Source organism: Salinimonas profundi (assembly GCF_014750655.1).
In the GTDB taxonomy this organism is placed as follows: Bacteria; Pseudomonadota; Gammaproteobacteria; order Enterobacterales; family Alteromonadaceae; genus Alteromonas; species Alteromonas profundi_A.
This window is the reverse complement of record NZ_JABBXD010000019.1, coordinates 1-22,528: the sequence shown is the minus strand read 5'-3', so window position 1 is coordinate 22,528 and position 22,528 is coordinate 1. Positions and strand designations below refer to the sequence as shown.

Below are 22,528 nucleotides of genomic sequence, written 5' to 3'. Positions count from 1 at the left end.
CTAAAAAGTATCATTACGAGTGTGATATGTTAATCCTTAGATCGCTGTTTTTAACGATATACTCTGTTCGTGGGCTGATTAGGTATGAAACTCTCGGGCTGTTTAGATTAATTAGATCTGTCATTACTGCTAAGGCGATGGTCTCCTTTGAACAAAGTAGATATACAGTAAGATTCACACAACGTCATAAGTTAGCTAGTTTGAGAGATATCCACTCTTTAAAAATAGACCAACCTTGACTCATGACATCAAGAAGGCTAGTCTATCGCCGTTAAGCAAATAAGGTTTCAAATGAAATTGCATCAAAACAACAGGACTTATAACAAGGTGGTTATTACCGCCCTGATGCTGTTTGCACAGTTGTTTTTGTTTGCCTCAGATGCTTTTGCTTTTGATAGCTTCTTCGAAAACGCTACAGAATCACACCACGAATTATGTGTTCAGGACTCCAGTGTATGTCTCCCAGATACCAATTCTGCAGACGACGCTGGCGCAGACAACTGTGACCACTGCTGCTCTTGTCACGGACATTTTACCCATATCGTATTATTTAAAAATACTGATAGCCATTTAGGTAAATTTGGCGAGATGGCACTTGCTGCGTACCGTCCTTTCCCTCCCTCTCACTTACAACCCGGTATTGACCGTCCTCCCAGAGCCTAAATCCTAGTCATTTTTTACCTATTTAGTTACTGACCAGGATTTACAATATGAACTCTTTTTTTTCGCATGCGCGCAAGCGTATGTTCACTGTGGTCGTGAATAGTGTGTTGCTATTCATATCAACCACTGCAATGAGCAAAACAATAACGCTCGAACAAGCGGCACGTCTGACGTTGCAGCAACACCCGGATTTACAGCGATATCAGTCGCTGCTCACTGCTACAGAGGCAGATAGAACGCTGGCTAATCTCACTCCGGCTTATCAGGTTGGCGTTGAAGCAGAAAACCTGCTCGGTTCAGGAGATGCATCAGGCATTAGTGATGCTGAGCTGACGGTCTCACTCTCCTCTGTTTTCGAGATGGGAGGAAAGCTCGATGCAAGGGTATCCTTAGTTGACGCCAATTTATCCCTGTTACAGTCAGAGCGCTATGTTGCTTCGCTCAAACTGTTAAGCGAACTGACCCGGCACTATGTAAAAACACTCGCAGCTAAAGAGCGGCTGACATTAGCGGAAACGTCTGTTTCTCTCGCTGATGAGGCCTTATCTATCGTTAAACAGCGCGTTGAGAAAGGCGCAACCAATAAAGCTGAATTTCTACGCGCCAGAGCCGCACTTAATCAAGCCAAAGTCGACAAAGCATCCGCTGAAACGTCTCTGGCTATTGCCAAGCAGTCACTTGCACTATTTTGGCAGGGAGATGCTGAGGCAATCGATAAAGTATCGGGTTCACTCAGTACCCTTCCCGCAAAACGGCAGTATTCCGCTGTTTATCAACAGTTTCTTGAATCAGCAAATGTGGAACGACTCACCCAAGCTATCAGTGTGAAAGAAGCTGAACAAAAGCTGGTAGAAAGTAATGCCAGTGCTGATATTTCATGGCGCATTGGTGTGCGGCGCTCTCAGGCAGTTCAGGATACGTCTGTTGTTGCGGCTGTATCCATGCCGCTTTTCGCTGAACAAAGAAACCAGGGCGCTACTCGGGCTGCACTGGCGAAGAAAGAAGCCGCGGTAATTGCCAGAGACAGTCAGATACTGGAGATAAAAGCATTGCTGTTCAAAGCGCAGCAATACCTAAACTTCTCCATTGATGCTGTAAAGCATATCAACGACGTCGTTTTGCCCGACCTTGAAACAGCTACTACGCTCGTGCTCGAAGGTTACCAGCGAGGGGCATACAGCTACCAGGACTGGATTGCATCCAGAGATGCGTTGATACGCGCACGTGCAAAGGTCATCGAATTAAGCGAAAGCGCGTTAGTGAACCAGTCACTCGTTGAACAGTGGACCGGAGTATCCGGTCAGGCTTCTCCTACTCAAGAATTCCGGAATAACCATGAATAGACTATTAGTTATTATCTCACTACTACTGTGTCTGACGGATGCCAATGCCGCAGCAAGTGGTAAACAATCCCACGCGGCTGAATCGAAAACATTTACCAATAGCAGCGTATCGTTGACATTACGCATTCAGGATACGAAAGAGGGAGCATATTTACTGGCCGAAAGGGCTGATCGCTCCCAGCCGCTGCCACCTGACGCGCTTAACGTCACGCTCAATCGTATGGGAGGACGTCAGGACATCATCCATTTTGAAAGCTATGAAAATGGGCTCAGGTCCACAAGTTTTATCGCTGAGCCGCACTCATTTCTCGCGAATATTGCACTCTCACTGGGAGAAAATAGCTTTTCGTGGGATTGGGAGAAGCACGAAGCCCGAACTGAGATAGATGATGCGTATTCCAGTCAGGCTGGCGTAACCACAAACGTTGCTACGGGCGGTGAAATAAAAAAGCACACCGAGGTTTATGGTCAGTTGACTATACCGCCACAACAGCGTGCCGAGGTTCACGCCCGGTTTACGGGAATTGTTGAGCAGCTCTTTACTGATATTGGCCAGACTGTGAAAGCCGGAGAGGCAATAGCGCAGGTGCAGTCAAATGACAGCCTCCAGTCTTACGATGTAAAAGCGCCAATCAATGGCGTTGTCGTATCGCGCAACCTGAATATCGGAGAGCTTACCAGCACAACACCGCTTTTTACGATTGTTGATACCTCAGTGCTTTGGGCGGAATTAAAGGTGTTTCCAGCTCAGCGTGGTCAGGTTGCTGAGGGTAAATCAGTTCACATTATCGCAAATGGTCGTCAACTCGAGAGCACGATTACCAGCATTGTTCCTTCTCACGAAGGGCAACCCTACCAGCTAGCACTGGTAAAAGTGGTGAACAAGGACGGCCTACTCTCTCCCGGCGATTTAGTCACAGGCATTGTCGACTCACAACAAAAATCGGTGCCGGTAAAAATAGAGAATCGGGCCATTCAAACCCTGAACAATAAGCCGGTTGTGTTCCTGAATGAAGGCAATGCTTATCAGGCAACACCTGTAACCTTAGGATTGCAGGACGACAACTTTTCCGAAGTCGTCGCAGGGCTATCCGCCGGACAAACTTATGTTGTCGACAATAGCTACTTAATCAAAGCGGATATACAAAAATCCGGCGCATCGCATGCGCACTGATAGGGAGAGACAAATGATAGATAATATTGTTCGCCTCTCAGTCGAGCGGCGTTACCTGCTATTAACTCTGGTGCTTGTCATCATAGGCATCGGCATTTGGAGTTATCAGCGGCTACCGATAGATGCGGTGCCGGATATTACTAATGTTCAGGTTCAGATAAACACGGAAGCACCTGGTTATTCGCCACTTGAAGCTGAGCAGCGGATCACCTTTCCGGTTGAAACGGCGTTATATGGTCTGCCCAATTTGTCCTATACGCGCTCTATTTCACGTTACGGACTTTCTCAAATCACAGTGGTATTTGAAGAAGGAACTGACATTTACTTTGCGCGAAACCTTATCGATGAGCGTCTAGCAACACTGAAAAGCGTTCTGCCGCCGGGGCTTGAACCTGAGATGGGACCGATTGCAACAGGCCTGGGTGAAATCTTCGTTTACACGCTGGAGGCGAAAGACGGCGCCAAGATGCCGGACGGCTCGCCCGTTACGCCTATGGCACTTCGTGAAGCTCAGGACTGGATAATCAAACCACAACTGGCTCAGGTTAAGGGCGTGGTGGAAGTGAATACCATAGGGGGGTACGACAAGCAGTATCACGTGATGCCACATCCAGCGAAAATGCTGGAAATGGGTGTGACTATGGCAGATATCCGCAAGGCGTTAGTAAGCAACAATGACAATGCTGGAGCCGGGTATATAGAGAACAATGGCGAACAATTGTTAGTCCGCTCACCGGGCCAGTTAAAATCAATTGAGGATATCAGGAATGTTGTTGTCGGACGTAAAGGTTCCGTGCCTGTTTTAGTCAAAGATGTGGCCAAAGTGGGACTGGGCAAAGAGCTGCGCACAGGTGCGGCAACCCGAAACGGGAAAGAAACCGTAATGGGCACAGTGATGATGCTGGTAGGGGAAAACTCGCGTGAAGTTGCAGCGCTCACCAATGATAAATTTCAGCAAATACAAACATCATTGCCTGAATGGGTTAAGGCAGAGGTGGTATATAACCGCACTACGCTAGTAGACAAAGCCATCCAGACAGTACAAAAAAACCTTCTGGAAGGCGCACTGCTGGTTATCGTTATCCTGTTTTTACTATTAGGAAACATCCGTGCCGCCCTCATTACGGCGGCTGTGATCCCAATCGCGATGATGATGACTATTACCGGCATGGTTCAGCGGGGCGTCTCTGCCAACCTGATGAGTCTCGGTGCGCTGGACTTTGGTTTGATTGTGGACGGCGCTGTCATCATCGTGGAGAACTGTATTCGCAGGCTCTCAGAAGCGCAAAAACAACAAGGTGGCTTACTGGCGCTTAAAGCACGCTTACAGGAGGTTAAAGACGCCACTATAGAAGTTATTCGCCCCAGCTTGTTTGGCGTGGGTATCATCACAGCTGTGTACTTACCTATATTTACCCTTTCTGGCGTGGAGGGAAAAATGTTTCACCCCATGGCAACAACGGTAGTAATCGCACTACTTTGTGCGATGGTATTGTCGCTCACAGTTGTGCCTGCTGCGATCGCCGTGTTTATGCGCGGAAAGATCAGCGAAAAAGAGAGCACCCTAATCCGCGGGGCGAAAGCCATTTATCGACCTGCGCTTGAGTGGGTGCTTAAGTTCAAATCGCTTATTCTGGCAGGCGCGCTGGGTCTCGTTTTGGTTTGCTCATGGCTCGCCTCTACTTTAGGTTCAGAGTTCATCCCACAGCTTGACGAGGGGGATATCGCGTTGCATGCACTGCGAATTACAGGTACGGGATTAAAGCAGTCTGTTGAAATGCAGGAACTGCTCGAAAAAACCATTGTCGACTTCGAAGAAGTTGACAAGGTGTATGCCAAAGTAGGGACGCCAGAGGTGGCCACCGACCCTATGCCACCTAATGTCGCCGACACATTTGTCATGCTCAAGCCCCGCTCTGAGTGGCCCACTCCGGATAAGCCCAAATCACAACTCATTAAGGAGCTTGAGAAAGCAGTCACTGCGCTACCTGGCAATAACTACGAGTTTACGCAGCCTATCCAGATGCGCTTTAACGAGTTAATTTCCGGTGTCAGAGCCGACGTCGCGATCAAAGTGTTTGGTGATGACCTGGACACATTGCTGGCATCAGCAAATTCGGTTGCATCACTGACGACAGGCTTACCTGGCGCAGCAGATACCCGAGTTGAACAGGTAGCGGGTCTACCTATGCTATCTGTCACTCCCAAACGGCAAGTGATGGCGCGCTATGGCCTGAATATCGACGACATCCAATCTCTGGTTTCGACCAGTATTGGTGGTCAGCAAGCAGGCTTGATCTATGAAGGTGACCGGCGCTTTAAACTGGTAATTCGCCTTCCGGAGCCATTACGGCACGACGTTCAAAAGCTAAAGGTACTGCCAGTCCCCACACCCGATGGATATGTACCTCTACAGGAAGTCGCCACATTAGAAGTCAAACCCGCGCCAGCACAGATCAGTCGCGAGAATGGTAAACGCCGTGTGGTCGTTACAACCAACGTTCGCGGGCGTGATCTAGGTAGTTTTGTCGCAGAGTTGCAGGCTACATTGCAGACTGAACTGGAACTTGAGGATGGCTACTGGCTGGAATATGGCGGAACGTTCGAGCAGTTGGAATCGGCCAGCAAAAGATTATCCTGGGTTGTACCGGTGACGTTGGCTCTCATCGTCGGAATTCTTATTCTTGCATTTGGTTCAGTAAAGGATGCCTTAATCATCTTCACCGGTGTGCCGCTGGCACTAACTGGGGGTGTACTTGCGCTGTGGGTACGGGGTATGCCGCTGTCTATTTCTGCCGGTGTAGGGTTTATCGCATTGTCAGGCGTGGCCGTATTAAATGGTTTAGTCATGCTCGCGTTTATCAGGCAGCTGTGGTTTGAGAAAGGCGATCTGTACACCGCTGTCATTGAGGGGGCAATAGTCAGACTGCGACCCGTTTTGATGACTGCCCTGGTAGCAAGTCTTGGCTTTGTGCCCATGGCACTGAACACAGGCACTGGTGCTGAGGTTCAAAGGCCACTCGCGACGGTAGTCATCGGCGGCATTATCTCATCAACTTTACTAACACTGTTCGTGCTCCCAAGTTTATACCAATTGGTGCACAGGAAAGCGGATAAACAGTAAAACAACAATGCCCTGGATAAAACCAGGGCACTACAGGAGTAGGTATGGCGCACTCACATTCCCATAGCTCAGAAAAAATTGGCTGGGCTTTTTTCCTTAACTTTGGCTTCACTATCATTGAGTTCATTGGAGGATGGTTAACAAACAGTACCGCTATTATGGCGGATGCCGTGCATGACTTAGGTGACACATTGTCAATTGGCAGTGCGTGGCTTCTGAATAAACTCGGCACTAAAAGCGCGACGAAAGAGTTTACCTATGGATATCGCCGGCTGAGTTTACTTGGGGCGCTGATAAACGGCATTGTTTTAATCGTTGGTTCCGCCTGGATCCTTTATGAAGCTGTGCCACGCCTGAGTAACCCGGAGATGCCAGAAACAGAAGGCATGATTGTACTGGCTATTCTTGGCGTATTGGTCAATGGATTCGCCGCTTATAAATTACACGGTGGTAAATCGCTGAATGAAAAAGTTCTGAACTGGCACTTGCTGGAAGACGTTTTTGGTTGGGTAGCGGTACTCATTGTCGCTATTGTTATGCAGTTCAAAGACTGGCCCGTTCTGGATCCTGTCCTTTCTATCGGATTTACCCTTTTCATTCTGTTCAATGTTATCCGAAACCTCGTCAGCACCGTGAAGCTGTTTTTTCAGGCTTCACCAGACAACAGTCTTTTACAAAACGTGACTGATAAATTGCTTGAACTTGATGCTGTTATCGATCTGCATCACCTGCATATCTGGTCATTAGATGGTGAGCATCATGTCGCGACAGTTCACGTCGTTAGTCAATTTGAGTCGAAAGTTGAATACCTCGAACTAAAAGAAAGTGTATCCAATGCGCTGCAAAAGTTTGAGTTATCTCATACCACTATTGAAATTGAGCTAACCAGCGAAGAATGTCGGGATGTTTGCTGATGCATTTATAGTATCTAAGAAATAGGCGGTGTAGCCACTATGAAACCACTTTTTACTTCATTGATGGTCACCACCCAGTATAATTGTGAGAATCGACACTAATGCATAAGATATCTACCAACTTTTTCATACCTGTAAATTAGGTAAAGGGGACAACCGCTGTGTCCGATGCATCGCCTGTCAAACAGCTATTTTTAAATAACTGCAACTCGCTCCTAACTGCCATCAAAGTTGTAATAGACCAACGGCTGCTATACGTACACAGCTGCCGCTCAAAGAAATAAATGCTATCTGCAGCTTTCTGCCTGAGAAGATGGTCAGATTTGGTTGAGAGTGATAATGAAAGGTGTCATACAAAACTATGCATAATTCAGCTTAAACTCATTAGCGATGGTTGGTATATGACTATCAACTCTTGGCTACAACTGAAAGATGATGTTCGGATTGTTTCTGGCCTACTTCGGCCACGCCGAAAGTTCCCATGAATGGCACGACGGCTTTTGCCAAAATTGATGCATTAATTTCACGTCCATCTGTGCAAAATGGCTGAGGAAGAAAATCATTATCATCAGACCACCAATTAGCAGATACCGGATGCAATAAATCCATGATGACCCCACCATCCGGATAGGCAATAAATTCAAGCCACCAGCCAGCAGGCTCTTCAGGCCACACGTATTCATTGCTAACAACACCGTGCAGCCTCGCCTTTACATCTTCAAGTGGCAGACTATCTCTTTTTAATCTATCCATAAGCACCTCATTTTATAGCTGAATCGGCCCGAACCGGAATTTGTATGCGTGTTTGGTTTTTTGTGGGTCATGTCCCATGTTTATAAGTCTTTTGACCACAAAATACCGCAGGAAGATTGAATAGGTGATCAGAAAAGTTCCACCACACCCACAAAGCAACACAAACCAGAAAGGGGCGCTAGCATAGAGATAAAGCGTGGCTATTGACGCTGAAATGAAGGCGACCCCCAAAACGATTGCGGCCCCACCACTATTAAAATTATCCATTTTGCCTTATAACTTTCCTTGCCGTACGTCTTCAATAACTTGCATCGCATAATCAATACAAATATTAAAGTTAGCCTCTTCGGTGCCCTGACCGTTATCAGCTTTTTCTTTCGCGTACCTGGCACAGCCATTCACAATATACTCCGCCTCTGCTTGCCCGGGTTCATCAGAATTACTGGCCACTGTGTTACCATCGCCAACAGAGGAAGACGAGCAACCAATAATTAGCGACGACGACGCAAATAATAAAAGCTTTCTCATTGGGTGCCCGGCTCTTTGAACCACGTGCCTGCAAATTCCATATTGCTCAACTTCAGATCCCATGATGTGAGCATCACATCAGCCAGGTCTTTTGAGATTCTTTGAACCTGTTCGTCTGAAAGGCCGTTGTTTCGAAGAACCAAGCTTGCCTGCTGGCAAAGCAGTTGGTGCTGTTTGTTTTTTTCATCCATTTGACTTTCCTTCACATTCTGGTTTACCAAAGGCGTAGCCAAGCACTGTGCCGGCTAACAAAATTATTGCCATTTGCGCCTTTTCAGCCACCGGTGAGAATCCCGCTAGCATAATCAAAGCGGCAGATAGCAAGATGAGGGCAAATCTTAATGTATTCAGCGAATCGATCCGCTTCTCTTTCATTAGCTTCCACAGCATTACCCCGAGAAAAGGTGCATGACAATCAAGGGCGGAAGGCTTTGAATGCTATCTGAACTCATTGTGGTGACCGTTAATTAAAAGCTGCGCTACATTCAATGTCTTTCGACAAAGCCGAGGTGTTAGGTAATTCCACCGTACCCGGGGCCCTGGTCACTTGTTTGATACTGTCGATGCTATAACTTACCTGAAAACATGTCCCATCTTCGCGCTGATAATACTCAGTACCAGACTTCAAAGTTGTTTCTTTGCCGGTACTGGGTAATTCAGACACATACGCAATTTCATCAATGTCTGCAGACAACAATTGCGAACCTGCATGTGCAGCACCTGATAAACCTAACATTGCAATGAGTATCATTTTTCTGTTCATATCACGACCTTTTATATTTATTTCATTAACTTGTCCCATTGCCGCCTGACTCTAAACTTGGCTTAAAAGCTTTGTTGGCAATACACAAAGTAAGCCTATCGAATCGTGATGCTGAGCCGCCACAGAATAAGTTTGATAAATCGGGTTTTTCGTACCTGTGCTAATGCAGAGACCTTAGTATTCGTTTCACTAAAAGTTGATAATGAACATTCAGGGTATTATGAATAAATTCGTGATGTATGGGCTTGTGATTGTGTCTGTGGCGTTGGGAACAGCATGGTTCGTTTTTGGTGATGCTATTATTGAGCGTGGCGACCTGCTTTATACGCCCAATGAGCCGACTGCCGTGGCCAATGACTTTTGGATTACTGCGCTTAATGAAACTGACACAGGCGCAGCCAGATATTTAAGCGGGGATAGCCTGAGCGAAACACTGATACCTGGTTACAGTAAGCAAGACAGAGCTATACTGGGTAAGTCTGAGCAGAGTAATGGCACTTACTATATCAAGACAACATTAATGTTATTCAGAGATGGCCAAAGCACGCAGGTTCCACTTTACACAGTGGTCGTGTCAGAAGATGGGCTGTTCAAAGTAGATTTAAATAGCACTTTATCGTCGGCCCAGGACGCCGCACTAGACAATGCGTTAAGTTATTATGCATCTGCAGCTAAGCACGCTTATAGACTCTTCCCGGGCACCCAGCTAAGCGCCGACGAAAAAGTCTTATTACTCGATGCAAATCTCTCAAACTTAGAAGAACGCATGTGTGCGGTTCGTAGCGAGGTGATTAAGACAGTGTTGCCTAGCTATGCACAGAGTGCGAGCACGCCAGCCTACTGCGAATAGCCCTCTTCATACCCTAGTTAATAAATGAAGAAAAGAATACGCACTGTGATAGCAAGTATTCTTTTCTTAACTTAAGCGAAGTGTTTACTTCTTAGGCGGGCTATTTCCCCTATCCTTGCCGGATGCTTCCCCATTTTACTTGGCGCATTTTCTAACTTGAGCATATTCAGCTCCGGAAAATATGGTGGATGCCTCACAATTCACAAGTGGTGATGCGACACTTATTTAAGTGAGTCACCCCGAATATAAACCCGATCGGCGCGGCCCCCCCTTGTTTGATAATTCTGCCCACCCGACCTGTTGCAAATGTACCATAAGTGCCTCTCTCCCCTCTTCAAACCAACCACATTGTGGGAAATGCATTACAAACCAAAACCGCCACTCATCTATATCCTCTTTGGTGATTTGCACTGGCACCCCGCGAAGCTGAGGCTCAATAATTTTGGGATAAAATTCTATTGCTCTGCTTTTTATTTTTTTCATTGTTGGCTTATGAGGCTTGTGCTGGATTGCAGCTACGGCTAAGGCTTCTTTAAATAATTCACGGATGTTACTACCCGATTTATAGAGAGATGATTCAACAGCCTTCACATATTGTTCAAGCGCGGCATTAATTCGACCACTTAGTATTAGAATTCGCCCCTGTAACCATTCTTCTTGATAACGTAGCTCATCACTTAAATTGTGCTTTTCGATAGACTTTTTTAAGGCCAATAACCGTGCTGAGTAATCGGCAAGGCTGCCCTGTGGCTTGGTTATGGAGCGTTTTAACAGTTGATGTAACTCATTACCTTCAACAGAGAGAGGGTATAGGTTAGCAGAACTAATTTCATTGATATAAAAGTCATAGAATATCTTTCCAAAGTCAAACTGAGGATGCCCGTTATGTGTCAATCTCCAAATAACGGCTTCTCTTAAGCGGTCTAGAAACTCATAATTGGTTTTTCTGTGGAATGAATCGATAAATCTTGCGAAGAATAAAGTCTCCCTATCATCATTGGATGCACCAGGATGGGATAGTGATGCCCACTGACCCAGCAAGGTCAAATTACCTATATTCGGAAGCTCCTCACCACTGCACCATTTTCTGACTGTTCTGTCCGTATCTTTAAAGTACCGCTTTAAATCATGCTCAGGCAACGTATGATTATTGTTGTAAAATTCGATTACCGCTTTAACTGGGTTTCTTGCGCAATAAAAATCTGGCACATTGCGTGTCTGCATTTGCCTAGTACCAACCTCGCAAATAATACTGGCAAGTGTTTCGACAACCAGGTGCTTATTTAGCATATAGACCACCTTGCCTTGCTCTACCCCTTCCATTGGTACGCGTTTCATGATTTCTTTGTAGTTGCTTAAGCCTAACGAAATACTGTCACAGAAAAAACGGGCAAAACTATCTGTGACCACTTTGGAGATTGGCTCATAAAATAAGTGACGAATTGACTTACCAATTACCGCCGGATCTGAAGTCTTTCGGGAGGCAAAGTCTTCTTCCTTACGGAATCGACTTTCTCCATTGACGGCCATTGACTTAGTGCCGGCAATATCAGCCAGACGATTTAATAGATACCCAATGTTTGGATAAGACTCATTGATAGTCACCATTTTATGAACCTCTAACATTCCTTGTCGAAAGAGGGGCTTAGCCCCTCGCCATTATTTGCTGTTTTTGGCAGCGCTACTTGTTGCACGTGCCGCGAAGCTGCCTTTCGGCACAATACCATCGTTAGCTTTAGCGGTCGCACTTTGAATTCGTTGCGCCGCTTGTGGGGTCATTGCTGTTGATGATTTTGCATTTACTTTTGAAGTCAAAATACTCTCCTCGTTATGTGTGAATGAACTTCATGAGCAATCATCAACGAGTTGCGGAAGCTTAGACAGGAATCAAGTGGCGCATTTTTTTGTGGAGAATTTGGGGGGAGTAATATTATTCCATACTAACGCGAAAATAAGCTCCTCAATAAAGTATCACCCTGAGATAGGGCTTATTGGTGTTTCCTACATTACCATTTTGTATTTTTGAGAGCGCCCATAGCATCATTCTTGGTCAAGAATCCTCTAATATCGCCACCAAATGAGTATAATTCAGTCAATGCTGCATCACCTGCTAGAGTGTCTAAACAGCATCCGTAAGTAACAATATACCGCTTGCCAAAATACGTGACCCTATCAAGGTCATATGCGAACACCATATCTTCAATAGTTTTGTCGTAAACTTTACCAAGCAAAATAGCCATCGTTTTTCCTATTGCTCGCTGTCATGACTGTGACCATGACGATAAAGTATTCTCAACCCAAGTTCGTGCTCAGACAAAGTGTGCCATAGTAGACTTGCAACTTTGCTGTCTGGCACAGTATGAGGGTTGGCAGGGATTTGATTGAAAAATTTCAAATGCCCCATTAGGTTATTGAATAATATAAGGTAATGATTTAATCACCCCATTCCCTGGCGTTTAACTGCATTACAAAAATTAATTATCTCCAGCTGTTACTAATTAGAAAATCAGAAACATCTCTTCATTGCATCTAACTTCCACCAATTCTATCATTATCGAAATCCGATAACGGTATTCGTTAATGATAGTGTTATGCAGCAATGAACTCTACTTTGTAAGGGTTGGACTGGCATCTTTCAGCTCGCGTCCTGCTTACAATTAAAGCCCTATCCACTGCTGAAATAATAAGCGGGAAAATGTCGTATGTGTAATCTTCGTGCAGTTTTGCAGTGATAAAACTGAAAGGTGTGGATTGTATAGTTTTCTACATACAAATTTAAATGAGACGAGGAGTGAGTGGCGTGTCTAACAAATTAGTTAGGGAAACAGGATTGCTTGGTGCACTTGTTATCGGACTAGGTTCGATTCTTGGTACTGGTGCCTATGTCAGCATTGGTTTGAGTGCTGACATTGCCGGAGATAACCTTGTTTTTGCCATTTTGATAGCTGCTATTACTGCCCTAATGAACGGCCTTTCATCCGCTCAGTTAGCCGCGGCACACCCTGTGAGCGGCGGAACCTATGAATATGGCTACCGATTTTTGAGCCCGCTAAGTGGTCGGGTTGCCGGTTGTCTTTTTGTTGCTGCCAAAAGCGCCTCTGCGGCAACAGCGGCGCTGGCTGTCGCCTGGTATATTAGTCTTACTTTCAACATATCTGCACAAGTTGTCGAGTATATTGCTGTCAGTCTGCTGCTTATGTTTACCGTGCTGGTGTTATCGGGTATTCGCCGCACAAATTGGCTCAACGCATTGCTGGTTCTAATAAGCCTGCTGGGCTTACTTACCTTCATTGGAATTGGCTTAACCAGTAATGCTATTTCTAGAACAGACACTGCCGACTCTTCATCTTTATCATTGTTTCACGCCGCGGCACTAACGTTTGTCGCTTTCACCGGGTACGGAAGAATTGCAACAATGGGAGAGGAAATACGTGAGCCCCGACAAAATATACCCAGAGCAGTTATCATTACGCTTGCAGTTATCAGCACTATTTATATCGCGGTGGGCTATACGATTTTGCATTTGGGAGGTATTAAATCGTTCGAACAAAGCAAATTTATTATTGCGACCCTGATCTCTAATCATAACTGGAGCAGGCTTGTAGTAATTGGCGGTGTAATTGCCATGAGCGGCGTCGTGCTTAATTTAGTGTTAGGCGTTTCTCGTGTCATTCTTGCTATGGCTCGTCGTGGTGATTTACCTGCCAAGCTGGCGAATGTGAGCAGTGACAGCAAATCGGCTCCAGCAGCGACATGGATGACATTTGCGATAATGTCGGCTATTGCTTTGCTTGGTGGTATTGAATCAGCCTGGACACTAAGCGCTTTTACCGTGTTACTTTATTACGGAATCACCAATATTGCAGCACTTAATGTACCACTCTCTGATCGTTTTATACCCAAATGGGTGTCTGTATTTGGCTTACTGAGTTGCTTTGGACTGATAGCGCTAGCAACTCTTTCTTACGTCATTTGGTAGTCCGCTCCCAGTCAATTTGTAAACGTCGCCTAACCGCGTTAAGCCAATATTAAATAATTGACAACATAAGGATCAATGAGTGACACACATGGTTGGAAGCAAACTATAATGACGTCTGACTCACCCACCAATTTATTTATTCGTCTGGCAGTTGGCTGTGTTTTTTTACCCGAAGGTATTCAGAAGCTAATCTTTCCTGAAATTCTAGGCTCGGGTCGCTTTGCAGATATTGGCATTCCATGGCCTGAGCTAATGGGACCTTTCGTGGGATGGGTCGAGCTGATATGTGGGTTATTCATTCTGCTTGGTTTCGCCACCAGAGTCAGCGCTATCCCGCTGACGGGCATCATGATTGTTGCACTAATTTCAACGAAAGTGCCGATCTGGCTTGGGGAAGATTGGTGGATATTCAATGTGCGAGAGTTGGATCGTTACGGCTTTTGGAGTATGGCTCATGCATCTCGCACCGACTGGGCAATGTTAATGGGATCGATTTATCTTCTGATTGCTGGCGCAGGGCGGTGGTCCGTTGATGCATGGTTAACGCGTAGAAAGTATAGTCGTTTGGCCGATTAAAGCAGGTTGCGCAGGAGCATAACATAAACCCAGCCAACTTATTGTTACCCGGCAGGATTTGCTCATTAAAGGGGCGTCAAATGAAACATAGAGACTTATATACCGGATTTATTCGCCTTCATATTTTACATCATGCAGCACAGGAGCCTATTTTTGGCATGGGAATGATTGAAGAGCTTCGCCATCATGGCTATCAAATTAGTCCTGGTACCTTGTACCCAATGCTGCATAAGCTTGAAAAATACGGTTGGCTCACCTGTTCGACGAAAGAGGTAAATGGCAAAACTAGAAAGTATTATCGCTGTACAATGGAAGGGCTAAACGCGCTGAATGAAGCGAAGATTAAATTAAAGGAATTGATAGGCGAGTTGTTGTAAGCTACCAGCAACAGAACGCTCAACGGTTTTAATTACATAATGTGGTGTGGTGACTGGACTATTCTGACAAAAGACGAGGAATTATGTACAGTACCACTGACTATGGCAAAGCTTGACTAAGTTGTCACTCTCAAAACGCTTTTAAGCAGACAGATGAGAAAAAAATGAATCGATTTTGTTCGTGTCGAAACAGCGAGATCCCTCCCATTTTCAGGTAGCCGGTTTTTCACAGGTGCCGCTCATGGTCATGAATACTTTCGAGGCCGAGCAGCTTATCAAAAGAAAACCCGTAGCTGATTCTACCCCGGCTAGCATTCTAAGATGTCCGGTTGGCTCAATACTGCCAAGGCCAAGCGTAGTGATTGTTGTCAAAGAAAAATAGAAAATATCGACAGCTGCAGCAGGCTGTTTAAAACCTCCCAATTCCAGGGTCAGCCCTGTTGCATAGGCCAATGCAAAAATGACAGCAAGTAAAAGCTGGCTGCAAATAGCAATGAATACCACGGCCTGTGTTTTTGTCCAAACTTTACTCAGTTTTCCGACAAATTTGTCAGCAACCACCGATATATTAAAAAGGTGTAAAGCCACGCTTAATAACAGCGCTATCGCGCTGATAATTATTGCAAAAAGCATAGCTGTTCCTCCAGTGGTACGAATCTTGAACTCACGTATATTTGTTCATTTATTCCCTCTTGGCGAGAGAATATTACACAAATAGTCTTTTCTTAAGTAAGGATTACATATGAAATACTCAAAATTTGCTGCAATGATTGTAACATCGACTGCTGCGATGTTTATCATGATGTACCTGAACACGTACGCAATATCGCATGTATGGTTCAGTGAAACGCGAACTTATATGGCATTGTATATGGGAGCGGGCATGGCAATCATCATGTTGGCGTTTATGCTGGGTATGTACAATAATAAAAAGCTTAACGTGACTATTTTTCTGATGGCAGCAGTGATCTTCGTCGCTTGCGTTTATCTTGTGCGTTCTCAAAGTACCGTATCTGACACTGCCTATATGAAAGCGATGATCCCTCACCATTCCATTGCCATTCTTACCAGCGAGCGCTCCAATATCGAAGATGTGCGGGTGCGTGAACTGGCAGATGGGATTATCAAAGCGCAACGAAAAGAAATTAAAGAGATGGAATGGCTGATCAATGATATTTCTAAAAATGGCAAGGCCACATCTCAGGTCCAGGCCGAGCAACGTCCACTCCCAGAGTTTGAGGGCAAACTGAATAAAGGAGAGTAAAATGAGTAAGACAGCTATCCTGTATCGAATGGTTACTGACGAACATATTTGCCCTTACGGTTTAAGATCGAAAGATTTGCTGGAGCGTGAAGGGTTTTCAATCGAAGACCATCACCTAACTTCTCGTGAAGAGACCGATGAATTTAAGGAAAAGCATGGGGTCGAGACTACGCCCCAAACGTTTATAAATGATGAGCGTATTGGGGGGGTACGATGATCTCAGGGATTATTTCGGCAAAGACAAGGCAGGTCAGACAGGGACAACCTACACGCCTGTCATTACTATTTTTTCTGTAGCGGCCCTGCTGTCTCTGGCATTTCAGTATGTAGTCTCAGGTGATTTCATCTCGGTAAGAACTCTGATGTTATTTATTGCCTTTTCCATGACGCTTCTTGCAGTACAAAAGCTCAAAGATTTGTACAGCTTTACTAACTCGTTTATCACCTATGATCTATTGGCGATGAAGTGGTTGCGTTATGGTTATATTTATCCTTTTATCGAAGCTTATGCAGGAATTGGCATGATTGCCCAGCTGCCAGCACTTGCTGTTGCACCATTTTCACTCTTCATCGGGACGGTTGGTGCAATATCCGTTTTCAAAGCGGTTTACATTGATAAACGGGAACTTAAATGTGCTTGTGTAGGTGGTAATAGTAATGTGCCACTTGGATTTGTTTCGCTATCTGAAAACTTATTTATGATCGCGGGTGCATTAATTATGTGGTTGATGTAAACGGTGGGCTCTTTCTACGAGCCCCTGACAATTCACGCTCAGGGCCTGCCAGAGAGAGCGGCGGCCCAAGACAGTTACTCACTCACATTGCCGTTGACCAGTGCAAGTGGGCTATTTTCCATTCACCGTCACGTTTGGTCAGAATTGCGGTTTCGAGCGAGCGGTATGTTTTACCGGCTTCAGTGGTATTGACGGAAATCAAGAGTGAGGTCGCGGAATCGCGATACTCTGTCACCCGATGCTCCAAAAGCTCTGAAGATAATGTACTGACAAATTTCATATCAGATAACATGTGATGAGACGCATATTCCTGAGCGCTGCGTTCGATACCGCCGCCTTCAACAATCGTGACATTCTTTGAAAGCAGCGATTTCATTTTGCTCCCGCAACGCCTCATGAAAAGACAGGACCACCTGTCCCGGCGCGGTCTCATTGCCAGATAGTGTAGGCGGGTGTTTCTGGGTTTTGTCGCTATGAGCGAACAAGGAAGATGAGACGGCAGCAAGTATGACTGTCACCAACAGTTTTCGCATTATGATTTTCCTAACTAAACTCGGGGCCAACCACACTGGTTAATACCGAGGTGATTAACAGAAGCACGCAGGCTAACACTATTTCAATATTTATAGAGCGTTTCAGTTGCGCAACATCGCCAGTGTTCTGCAAAGCGGGCACCAGAATAAATCGGTGTCTTGCGGCAATTAATAGCAATAAGCCAACAACCAGCAACTTGCTCAGAAAGGTAAGCCCATATTCTGATTGAACCAGATCATCCAGAGAGGTAAATATGGTAATCGCCATGTATATACCGAGGAGGATCAGTGTGGTTACAAGGTAACCTGCAATTCTGCCAAAGTCAGTCATAACTTTTTGCGTATCCTCTACCGGGAAGCGCAGACATACAAGCCTCAGCGGTAAGAGCGCGCCAAACCACCACCCCATGACAGCTATGTGCGATGCCAATATGAGTTTGTCGACGAGCCCTTTTTCTGCAATGTGTCCAATAAGCGTAAAACTGTATAGGCCATAAACTATCAACACAGTCAGTATCGCTCTTATAGCAATAACGTGGACACGCTTAGCGAAAATCAAAAGCAGTGCAGGAATCGCCAGGCCGGACATAAGCATCCTGACCAGAGCGACGTCGCCCACAGCTGACGCCCACATTACCTCAAGCATCATAGGGTCAAATGCACCTTGCAGACCACTTTCAGAAAATGCGCCCGTTTTAGCAATAAACCACACCGCAGATGCTATGCAAGAGACAACCATTACGGGAACAATCTGGCATAGAAGATCTTTGTAAAAATCATCTTTTGGGGCTGGCTGACGCATCAAAAAAGCACAACCGACAAGGCTAGCAAAGCCCACATAGAATATGGCTTTAGACACAACAATCGTTGCATTCCAAAGAATTAATTCCATGACTTTTACTTAGTGAACCATGAAAGAGAACGTCGACTTCATTTTATGGCCATCCCCGCCCATTGCTATCCATTCGACAGTATAGCTATCCGCTTTTAAGGCAGGTAATTGCCAACTATATGTTGCATGCTGCTCTGATGTAGGCGTGAAATCAAAGTCGATATCACCGGTCTCATTTCCCTTTAGACTGACCTTCATTAACCGCAGTGGCTTGGAATAGGTCAACGTCAGTGACTCTGGGGCGTTCATTAACATCGCATTATCTGACGGAGAACTGCTTTCAAGCTCTACATTACCGTGGGCAAATGCTCCGGCGCTAAACGTAAGCATCAGAATTAGACCAATTTTATAAATTAGTTGCATAATAGTAACCTTCTGTCTGTTTATTTTTCTTGCAAGTGACTCTTTCCACATGCACATTATGTGCGACTGTTCGCTCGCGTACAACAATACTTTTCCAATGCTTATCTTACTATCCTCACCTTTTAACTTAAAATTTGACTAATGTAAGTATTTAAAAAAAACTCTTCCTGGTTTGTATGTATCGCTGACTTGTTTTCGCCAGTTGGCTCACAATGCTGAAGCTCACTTCGAGGAAAGATTAAAAGATATAATTTGTTCTTGAACATGGTACGAATGCGCAAAGATGTTTTTGATATGCATTTCGTGTAGGATCTGAGAGTCAATATAGGTTGCCTGAGATCTTTTCAGATGGTTTCTCGTATTTTTATTAAAATTCATGTAAGTGTTGAAAGCAGAAAATACGCCTCTCTATTTTTAATACATCTTCAATAGAAAAGCTACGAAGATGCAGCCGCAGGTCTCTGAGCCATGAGTGTTAGGATACTTTTCATCGGGGTTGTAATATTTCTGGTCGCGTTTGCGCTGCCGGTCAGTGCGTGCGATGTAGAATCGAGTAAACAGAACGCATCGGTAGACACCTTAATGCCGAATGTTAGCGCTATTGAAAGGCATGTCGGCCAGCTCGCCTACAATCCACTGTCGGTCAAAGACGGGCAAAAGCACGGATCTCATAAAGACGGCTCAGATTGTTGCGAGGACGGTTGCTTCTGCACAATGGCGAATTGCAATCATGTATCGACGTTGGCTTGTTTCTCTCACAGCCATTTAGCGCTCAACTATGCTGAGCAATATGATTTTATTAGCCTTGCCGTTCCTGTAGGTATTTATTCCCCCCCATATCGACCACCCATAGCCTGACTTTCGAATACCCCAACAAGATATTTTCCCAGGTTGAAGTTTTTCTGCCTGAATACAATCATATTTAAAGGCTAACTTTATGAATAATTCATTTAACGACGGTCGTCGCAGGTTCGTTCTTGGTGCTATGACTGCGAGCGCAGCGGCGGCCCTGACTAAGGTCAGTCCGCTTTGGGCCGCGCCCGCTGGTCGTCACTTTAAAGATCAGGTGCTGACTGATGACATTAAAAATCTGACGATTGCTGAGGCCAATTTAGCAATAGGCTCAAAAACTGGCCTGCCTATTACCATCAACGGCCAGATGCCGGGGCCCCTGATAAGGCTAAAAGAAGGTCAGCGTGCTCAACTGAATGTTACCAACCGACTTGAACAAGATACGTCTATTCACTGGCACGGCATTATTTTGCCCGCTGGGATGGATGGAGTACCAGGCGTTTCGTTTGCTGGGATAAAGCCAGGTCAGACATTCAATTATGCGTTTGATGTAGTGCAAAACGGAACATATTGGTATCACAGCCACTCCGGTCTTCAGGAGCAACGCGGGCATCTTGGCCCACTCATCGTTGAGCCTGCCGACGGAGACATCGGCGCAGATCGGGAACACACTATCATCCTAAGTGACTGGACCTTTGCTGACCCTCACGACGTGATGAGAAAGCTGAAAGTGGCTGAGGGTTATTACAATTACCAAAAGCGAACTATCTTCGACACATTGGAAGATGTTGAGAAAAAAGGTCTTAGCGAAACATGGAAGGAACGCGCCATGTGGGGCGCAATGCGCATGAGCCCTCGTGACATCGCAGATGTCACAGGCAGCACTTACACCTACCTGATGAATGGCCGCACCCCAGAGGATGACTGGCAGGCGCTGTTTAATGTGGGTGAGAAAGTGCGTTTACGCATCATCAACGGTTCTGCTATGACCTACTTTGATTTTCGTATTCCGGGATTAGAGATGACGGTTGTTGCTGCTGACGGTCAGCCCGTTAAGCCGGTCAATGTAGATGAGTTCCGAATTGCAGTAGCAGAAACGTACGATGTCATTGTCCAACCAAAAGAACGAAAGGCTTATACCTTTTTTGCTGAGAGTTTTGACAGAAGCGGCTATGCCCGCGGCACGCTCACTCCATCAATAGGCATGACTGCTGCTATTCCTCCGCAACGAACTATCACGGAGCGCGGCATGGCAGCCATGGGCATGGACATGTCAGGCATGGACGGTATGAACATGCAAAAATCAGGAGGCATGAAAAAAGGAAAGGCTTCTTCAGAAATGGAAATGAAGAAAATGGCCCAGCATGGCGAGCACACGATGCATAGCAACATGATGCAGGGGGATATGAAATCTTCACGGGTGCTGCCCGTAGAAAAGATAGACATTGTTCATAGTGAAGACGGGCATGGTCAAGGCGCCGCTATGATCGCACAAAATCCACGACCGCGTTTAGACGAGCCGGGCATAGGGTTGGAAGGCAGTCCACATCGCGTATTGGTTTACGCTGACCTAATAGGCGAACATGCATGGCCTGATGAGCGAGAGCCAGAGCGTCAAGTCGAGCTTCATTTAACAGGAAACATGGAAAGATACATGTGGTCGTTCGACGGCAAGAAGTTCAGCGAAGTAGATGGGTATGTCCGTTTTAATTTTGGAGAGCGGCTTCGTCTAGTTCTGGTTAACGACACCATGATGGACCATCCCATTCATTTACATGGTATGTGGATGGAACTGGAAAATGGCCATTATCCAAGACCGAGGAAGCATACCATCAGCCTCAAACCCGGTGAGAAAGTATCGTTGCAGATTAGCGCAGATGCACCCGGAGAGTGGGCTTTTCATTGTCACCTGCTTTACCACATGGAAGCGGGCATGTTTCGTGTTGTTCAGGTCGCCTAGGAGGTTAAAATGAAGCAGATAATAACAGCAGGACTCATGACCATCAGTTTAGGCTTTGGGAACACCGCCCTGGCACAGTCAAAAGACAATTGGCCATCTCCCATTCCGGATGAAAATTATGGCCAGATACTGTTTGATCGACTTGAGTATACGCGAACTGATGAACAACAAAATCGGGCTGTGTGGGATATGCAGGCCTGGTATGGCGGTGATTATCATCGCTTAGTGTTTAAAAGCGAAGGTGAAAATACCCAAAACGACGGCATGCCCACGGATCTGGAACGCGCCGAGGTACTTTACGGGTACCTCGTTTCTGCTTTCTGGTCTGTGCAGGTCGGCGTTGGTACGAAAGGCGAAATGTCGTCAGATGCTGACATGGAAAACTATGCGGTGATCAGTTATCAGGGACTCGCCCCCTATTGGTTTGAAATGGAAAACTCACTTCGTATCAACGAAGACGGTGACATGCAGTTCATCAATGAAACAGAATACGACTGGCAGTTAAGTCAGGTTTCCTATCTGCAACCGCGCCTGGAAGTAGTAGCTAACCTCACCGATTCGGAAAAATATAAACGTCAAAGCGGGCTGAGTAACATTCGTATCGGTTTGCGATACCGCCATGAGATAGTGAGGGAGATAGCGCCCTATGTTGGCGTTTATTACAGCAAAGCCTTAGGGAATACAGCTGATGCGTTAAAAGCAGACGGCGAGTCAACCAGTGAAACTGGCGTAGTAGTAGGGGCTAGGATCTGGTTCTAACACCACGCATAAAAAATAGCCGAAAACATATTTCGGCTATTTTCTCTGTCTACTACGGGAGAGCCAGCAGCGTTCATTCATTATGGTTATTACGCATTATTTGTACTTCACTAGGGAAGATGCGAATAAGTCCTGAATGTGAGATCATAGCTGCATAGTAAATCACAGCCATTACCGCCCATGAGCC

Annotated in this window: 25 protein-coding genes and 1 pseudogene; 14 read left to right on the top strand and 12 right to left on the bottom strand. The window is 45.7% G+C overall.

Going from position 1 to position 22,528, the window contains the following annotated elements:
- The first annotated feature begins 291 nt into the window (after nucleotides 1-291).
- From HHX48_RS18415 to HHX48_RS18395, 5 genes are read left to right on the top strand one after another with little or no spacing between them, the layout of a single operon-like run.
- Nucleotides 292-663, top strand: coding sequence for a hypothetical protein (locus HHX48_RS18415; RefSeq protein WP_139758118.1), 372 nt, complete (start codon nucleotides 292-294; stop codon nucleotides 661-663).
- A 47-nt stretch (nucleotides 664-710) separates the two neighbouring features.
- Nucleotides 711-2,006, top strand: coding sequence for a TolC family protein (locus HHX48_RS18410; RefSeq protein ID WP_139758117.1), 1,296 nt, complete (start codon nucleotides 711-713; stop codon nucleotides 2,004-2,006).
- Nucleotides 1,999-3,180, top strand: coding sequence for an efflux RND transporter periplasmic adaptor subunit (locus HHX48_RS18405; RefSeq protein ID WP_139758116.1), 1,182 nt, complete (start codon nucleotides 1,999-2,001; stop codon nucleotides 3,178-3,180). The genes HHX48_RS18410 and HHX48_RS18405 overlap by 8 nt, the downstream gene beginning before the upstream one ends.
- 13 nt (nucleotides 3,181-3,193) lie before the next feature.
- On the top strand, nucleotides 3,194-6,304 hold the full coding sequence (locus tag HHX48_RS18400; protein ID WP_139758115.1) for an efflux RND transporter permease subunit: 3,111 nt from the start codon (nucleotides 3,194-3,196) through the stop codon (nucleotides 6,302-6,304).
- 44 nt (nucleotides 6,305-6,348) lie between these two features.
- Nucleotides 6,349-7,218, top strand: a complete 870-nt coding sequence (locus tag HHX48_RS18395) for a cation diffusion facilitator family transporter (protein WP_139758114.1) — start codon at nucleotides 6,349-6,351, stop codon at nucleotides 7,216-7,218.
- A gap of 408 nt (nucleotides 7,219-7,626) precedes the next feature.
- Here the strand turns inward: HHX48_RS18395 and HHX48_RS18390 are convergent, their stop codons facing one another.
- From HHX48_RS18390 to HHX48_RS18370, 5 genes are all read right to left on the bottom strand, one after another.
- Complete coding sequence (locus tag HHX48_RS18390) at nucleotides 7,627-7,971, bottom strand: hypothetical protein (RefSeq protein ID WP_139758113.1); 345 nt, start codon at nucleotides 7,969-7,971, stop codon at nucleotides 7,627-7,629.
- Between the two features lie 273 nt (nucleotides 7,972-8,244).
- Nucleotides 8,245-8,499 (bottom strand): hypothetical protein, encoded by a 255-nt coding sequence (locus HHX48_RS18385; protein WP_139758112.1) that lies wholly within the window; start codon nucleotides 8,497-8,499, stop codon nucleotides 8,245-8,247.
- Nucleotides 8,496-8,690, bottom strand: a complete 195-nt coding sequence (locus tag HHX48_RS18380) for a hypothetical protein (protein WP_139758111.1) — start codon at nucleotides 8,688-8,690, stop codon at nucleotides 8,496-8,498. The genes HHX48_RS18385 and HHX48_RS18380 overlap by 4 nt, the downstream gene beginning before the upstream one ends.
- Nucleotides 8,683-8,874, bottom strand: a complete 192-nt coding sequence (locus HHX48_RS18375; RefSeq protein WP_139758110.1) for a hypothetical protein — start codon at nucleotides 8,872-8,874, stop codon at nucleotides 8,683-8,685. Before HHX48_RS18375 ends, HHX48_RS18380 begins: the two co-directional genes overlap by 8 nt.
- A gap of 88 nt (nucleotides 8,875-8,962) precedes the next feature.
- The gene (locus tag HHX48_RS18370) at nucleotides 8,963-9,301 is read right to left on the bottom strand and encodes a hypothetical protein (RefSeq protein WP_191026728.1); all 339 of its coding nucleotides are present in this window, start codon (nucleotides 9,299-9,301) and stop codon (nucleotides 8,963-8,965) included.
- Nucleotides 9,302-9,482: 181 nt separating this feature from the next.
- On the opposite strand from HHX48_RS18370, the gene HHX48_RS18365 reads away from it, so the two are divergent.
- Entirely contained in the window at nucleotides 9,483-10,112 is a 630-nt protein-coding gene (locus tag HHX48_RS18365) for a hypothetical protein (protein ID WP_139758108.1), read from the top strand.
- Nucleotides 10,113-10,346: 234 nt separating this feature from the next.
- Here the strand turns inward: HHX48_RS18365 and HHX48_RS18360 are convergent, their stop codons facing one another.
- The 3 genes from HHX48_RS18360 to HHX48_RS18350 all read right to left on the bottom strand — a co-directional run bounded on the left by HHX48_RS18360 (nucleotide 10,347) and on the right by HHX48_RS18350 (nucleotide 12,352).
- Nucleotides 10,347-11,720 carry a hypothetical protein gene (locus HHX48_RS18360; protein WP_139758107.1) on the bottom strand — a complete coding sequence of 458 codons (1,374 nt, stop codon included), beginning with the start codon at nucleotides 11,718-11,720 and terminating at the stop codon, nucleotides 10,347-10,349.
- Between the two features lie 51 nt (nucleotides 11,721-11,771).
- On the bottom strand, nucleotides 11,772-11,927 hold the full coding sequence (locus HHX48_RS18355) for a hypothetical protein (protein ID WP_168190723.1): 156 nt from the start codon (nucleotides 11,925-11,927) through the stop codon (nucleotides 11,772-11,774).
- A gap of 191 nt (nucleotides 11,928-12,118) precedes the next feature.
- The gene (locus tag HHX48_RS18350) at nucleotides 12,119-12,352 is read right to left on the bottom strand and encodes a hypothetical protein (protein WP_139758106.1); all 234 of its coding nucleotides are present in this window, start codon (nucleotides 12,350-12,352) and stop codon (nucleotides 12,119-12,121) included.
- Nucleotides 12,353-12,912: 560 nt separating this feature from the next.
- Between HHX48_RS18350 and HHX48_RS18345 the strand changes: the two genes are divergently transcribed.
- The 3 genes from HHX48_RS18345 (at nucleotide 12,913) to HHX48_RS18335 (ending at nucleotide 15,044) form a co-directional block, all read left to right on the top strand.
- Nucleotides 12,913-14,091: an APC family permease gene (locus HHX48_RS18345; RefSeq protein WP_168190727.1), complete on the top strand. Its 1,179-nt coding sequence runs from the start codon at nucleotides 12,913-12,915 to the stop codon at nucleotides 14,089-14,091.
- Nucleotides 14,092-14,166: 75 nt separating this feature from the next.
- Nucleotides 14,167-14,667: a DoxX family protein gene (locus HHX48_RS18340; protein ID WP_139758104.1), complete on the top strand. Its 501-nt coding sequence runs from the start codon at nucleotides 14,167-14,169 to the stop codon at nucleotides 14,665-14,667.
- 80 nt (nucleotides 14,668-14,747) lie between these two features.
- Nucleotides 14,748-15,044, top strand: coding sequence for a PadR family transcriptional regulator (locus tag HHX48_RS18335; RefSeq protein ID WP_139758103.1), 297 nt, complete (start codon nucleotides 14,748-14,750; stop codon nucleotides 15,042-15,044).
- A gap of 210 nt (nucleotides 15,045-15,254) precedes the next feature.
- On the opposite strand, the gene HHX48_RS18330 is transcribed toward HHX48_RS18335, so the two are convergent.
- Complete coding sequence (locus HHX48_RS18330; protein ID WP_117316687.1) at nucleotides 15,255-15,677, bottom strand: ion channel; 423 nt, start codon at nucleotides 15,675-15,677, stop codon at nucleotides 15,255-15,257.
- Nucleotides 15,678-15,786: 109 nt separating this feature from the next.
- Between HHX48_RS18330 and HHX48_RS18325 the strand changes: the two genes are divergently transcribed.
- Nucleotides 15,787-16,308: a DUF305 domain-containing protein gene (locus HHX48_RS18325; RefSeq protein ID WP_139758102.1), complete on the top strand. Its 522-nt coding sequence runs from the start codon at nucleotides 15,787-15,789 to the stop codon at nucleotides 16,306-16,308.
- 1 nt (nucleotide 16,309) lies between these two features.
- A pseudogene (locus HHX48_RS18320) lies at nucleotides 16,310-17,042 on the top strand (MauE/DoxX family redox-associated membrane protein).
- 82 nt (nucleotides 17,043-17,124) lie between these two features.
- Here the strand turns inward: HHX48_RS18320 and HHX48_RS18315 are convergent.
- From HHX48_RS18315 to HHX48_RS18305, 3 genes are all read right to left on the bottom strand, one after another.
- Nucleotides 17,125-17,439 carry a nuclear transport factor 2 family protein gene (locus HHX48_RS18315; RefSeq protein WP_397541106.1) on the bottom strand — a complete coding sequence of 105 codons (315 nt, stop codon included), beginning with the start codon at nucleotides 17,437-17,439 and terminating at the stop codon, nucleotides 17,125-17,127.
- Between the two features lie 146 nt (nucleotides 17,440-17,585).
- Complete coding sequence (locus HHX48_RS18310; RefSeq protein ID WP_191026727.1) at nucleotides 17,586-18,467, bottom strand: copper resistance D family protein; 882 nt, start codon at nucleotides 18,465-18,467, stop codon at nucleotides 17,586-17,588.
- Between the two features lie 9 nt (nucleotides 18,468-18,476).
- Nucleotides 18,477-18,830 (bottom strand): copper resistance CopC family protein, encoded by a 354-nt coding sequence (locus HHX48_RS18305; protein ID WP_191026726.1) that lies wholly within the window; start codon nucleotides 18,828-18,830, stop codon nucleotides 18,477-18,479.
- Between the two features lie 468 nt (nucleotides 18,831-19,298).
- Here HHX48_RS18305 and HHX48_RS18300 point away from each other — a divergent pair, with 468 nt between their 5' ends.
- The 3 genes from HHX48_RS18300 (at nucleotide 19,299) to HHX48_RS18290 (ending at nucleotide 22,341) form a co-directional block, all read left to right on the top strand.
- Complete coding sequence (locus HHX48_RS18300; protein WP_139758099.1) at nucleotides 19,299-19,688, top strand: hypothetical protein; 390 nt, start codon at nucleotides 19,299-19,301, stop codon at nucleotides 19,686-19,688.
- A gap of 79 nt (nucleotides 19,689-19,767) precedes the next feature.
- Nucleotides 19,768-21,582 (top strand): copper resistance system multicopper oxidase, encoded by a 1,815-nt coding sequence (locus HHX48_RS18295; protein WP_139758098.1) that lies wholly within the window; start codon nucleotides 19,768-19,770, stop codon nucleotides 21,580-21,582.
- A gap of 9 nt (nucleotides 21,583-21,591) precedes the next feature.
- Nucleotides 21,592-22,341, top strand: a complete 750-nt coding sequence (locus HHX48_RS18290; protein ID WP_139758097.1) for a copper resistance protein B — start codon at nucleotides 21,592-21,594, stop codon at nucleotides 22,339-22,341.
- Nucleotides 22,342-22,528: the final 187 nt, after the last annotated feature.

Coding starts and splice junctions, on each gene's coding strand:
- HHX48_RS18325 (WP_139758102.1), top strand. CDS start 15,787: ATGAAATACTCAAAATTTGCTGCAATGATTGTAACATCGACTGCTGCG.
- HHX48_RS18315 (WP_397541106.1), bottom strand. CDS start 17,439: ATGAGGCGTTGCGGGAGCAAAATGAAATCGCTGCTTTCAAAGAATGTC.
- HHX48_RS18370 (WP_191026728.1), bottom strand. CDS start 9,301: ATGGGACAAGTTAATGAAATAAATATAAAAGGTCGTGATATGAACAGA.
- HHX48_RS18375 (WP_139758110.1), bottom strand. CDS start 8,874: ATGAAAGAGAAGCGGATCGATTCGCTGAATACATTAAGATTTGCCCTC.
- HHX48_RS18295 (WP_139758098.1), top strand. CDS start 19,768: ATGAATAATTCATTTAACGACGGTCGTCGCAGGTTCGTTCTTGGTGCT.
- HHX48_RS18340 (WP_139758104.1), top strand. CDS start 14,167: ATGAGTGACACACATGGTTGGAAGCAAACTATAATGACGTCTGACTCA.
- HHX48_RS18290 (WP_139758097.1), top strand. CDS start 21,592: ATGAAGCAGATAATAACAGCAGGACTCATGACCATCAGTTTAGGCTTT.
- HHX48_RS18305 (WP_191026726.1), bottom strand. CDS start 18,830: ATGCAACTAATTTATAAAATTGGTCTAATTCTGATGCTTACGTTTAGC.
- HHX48_RS18310 (WP_191026727.1), bottom strand. CDS start 18,467: ATGGAATTAATTCTTTGGAATGCAACGATTGTTGTGTCTAAAGCCATA.
- HHX48_RS18385 (WP_139758112.1), bottom strand. CDS start 8,499: ATGAGAAAGCTTTTATTATTTGCGTCGTCGTCGCTAATTATTGGTTGC.
- HHX48_RS18400 (WP_139758115.1), top strand. CDS start 3,194: ATGATAGATAATATTGTTCGCCTCTCAGTCGAGCGGCGTTACCTGCTA.
- HHX48_RS18380 (WP_139758111.1), bottom strand. CDS start 8,690: ATGGATGAAAAAAACAAACAGCACCAACTGCTTTGCCAGCAGGCAAGC.
- HHX48_RS18350 (WP_139758106.1), bottom strand. CDS start 12,352: ATGGCTATTTTGCTTGGTAAAGTTTACGACAAAACTATTGAAGATATG.
- HHX48_RS18330 (WP_117316687.1), bottom strand. CDS start 15,677: ATGCTTTTTGCAATAATTATCAGCGCGATAGCGCTGTTATTAAGCGTG.
- HHX48_RS18365 (WP_139758108.1), top strand. CDS start 9,483: ATGAATAAATTCGTGATGTATGGGCTTGTGATTGTGTCTGTGGCGTTG.
- HHX48_RS18335 (WP_139758103.1), top strand. CDS start 14,748: ATGAAACATAGAGACTTATATACCGGATTTATTCGCCTTCATATTTTA.
- HHX48_RS18390 (WP_139758113.1), bottom strand. CDS start 7,971: ATGGATAGATTAAAAAGAGATAGTCTGCCACTTGAAGATGTAAAGGCG.
- HHX48_RS18415 (WP_139758118.1), top strand. CDS start 292: ATGAAATTGCATCAAAACAACAGGACTTATAACAAGGTGGTTATTACC.
- HHX48_RS18395 (WP_139758114.1), top strand. CDS start 6,349: ATGGCGCACTCACATTCCCATAGCTCAGAAAAAATTGGCTGGGCTTTT.
- HHX48_RS18405 (WP_139758116.1), top strand. CDS start 1,999: ATGAATAGACTATTAGTTATTATCTCACTACTACTGTGTCTGACGGAT.
- HHX48_RS18410 (WP_139758117.1), top strand. CDS start 711: ATGAACTCTTTTTTTTCGCATGCGCGCAAGCGTATGTTCACTGTGGTC.
- HHX48_RS18300 (WP_139758099.1), top strand. CDS start 19,299: ATGAGTGTTAGGATACTTTTCATCGGGGTTGTAATATTTCTGGTCGCG.
- HHX48_RS18360 (WP_139758107.1), bottom strand. CDS start 11,720: ATGGTGACTATCAATGAGTCTTATCCAAACATTGGGTATCTATTAAAT.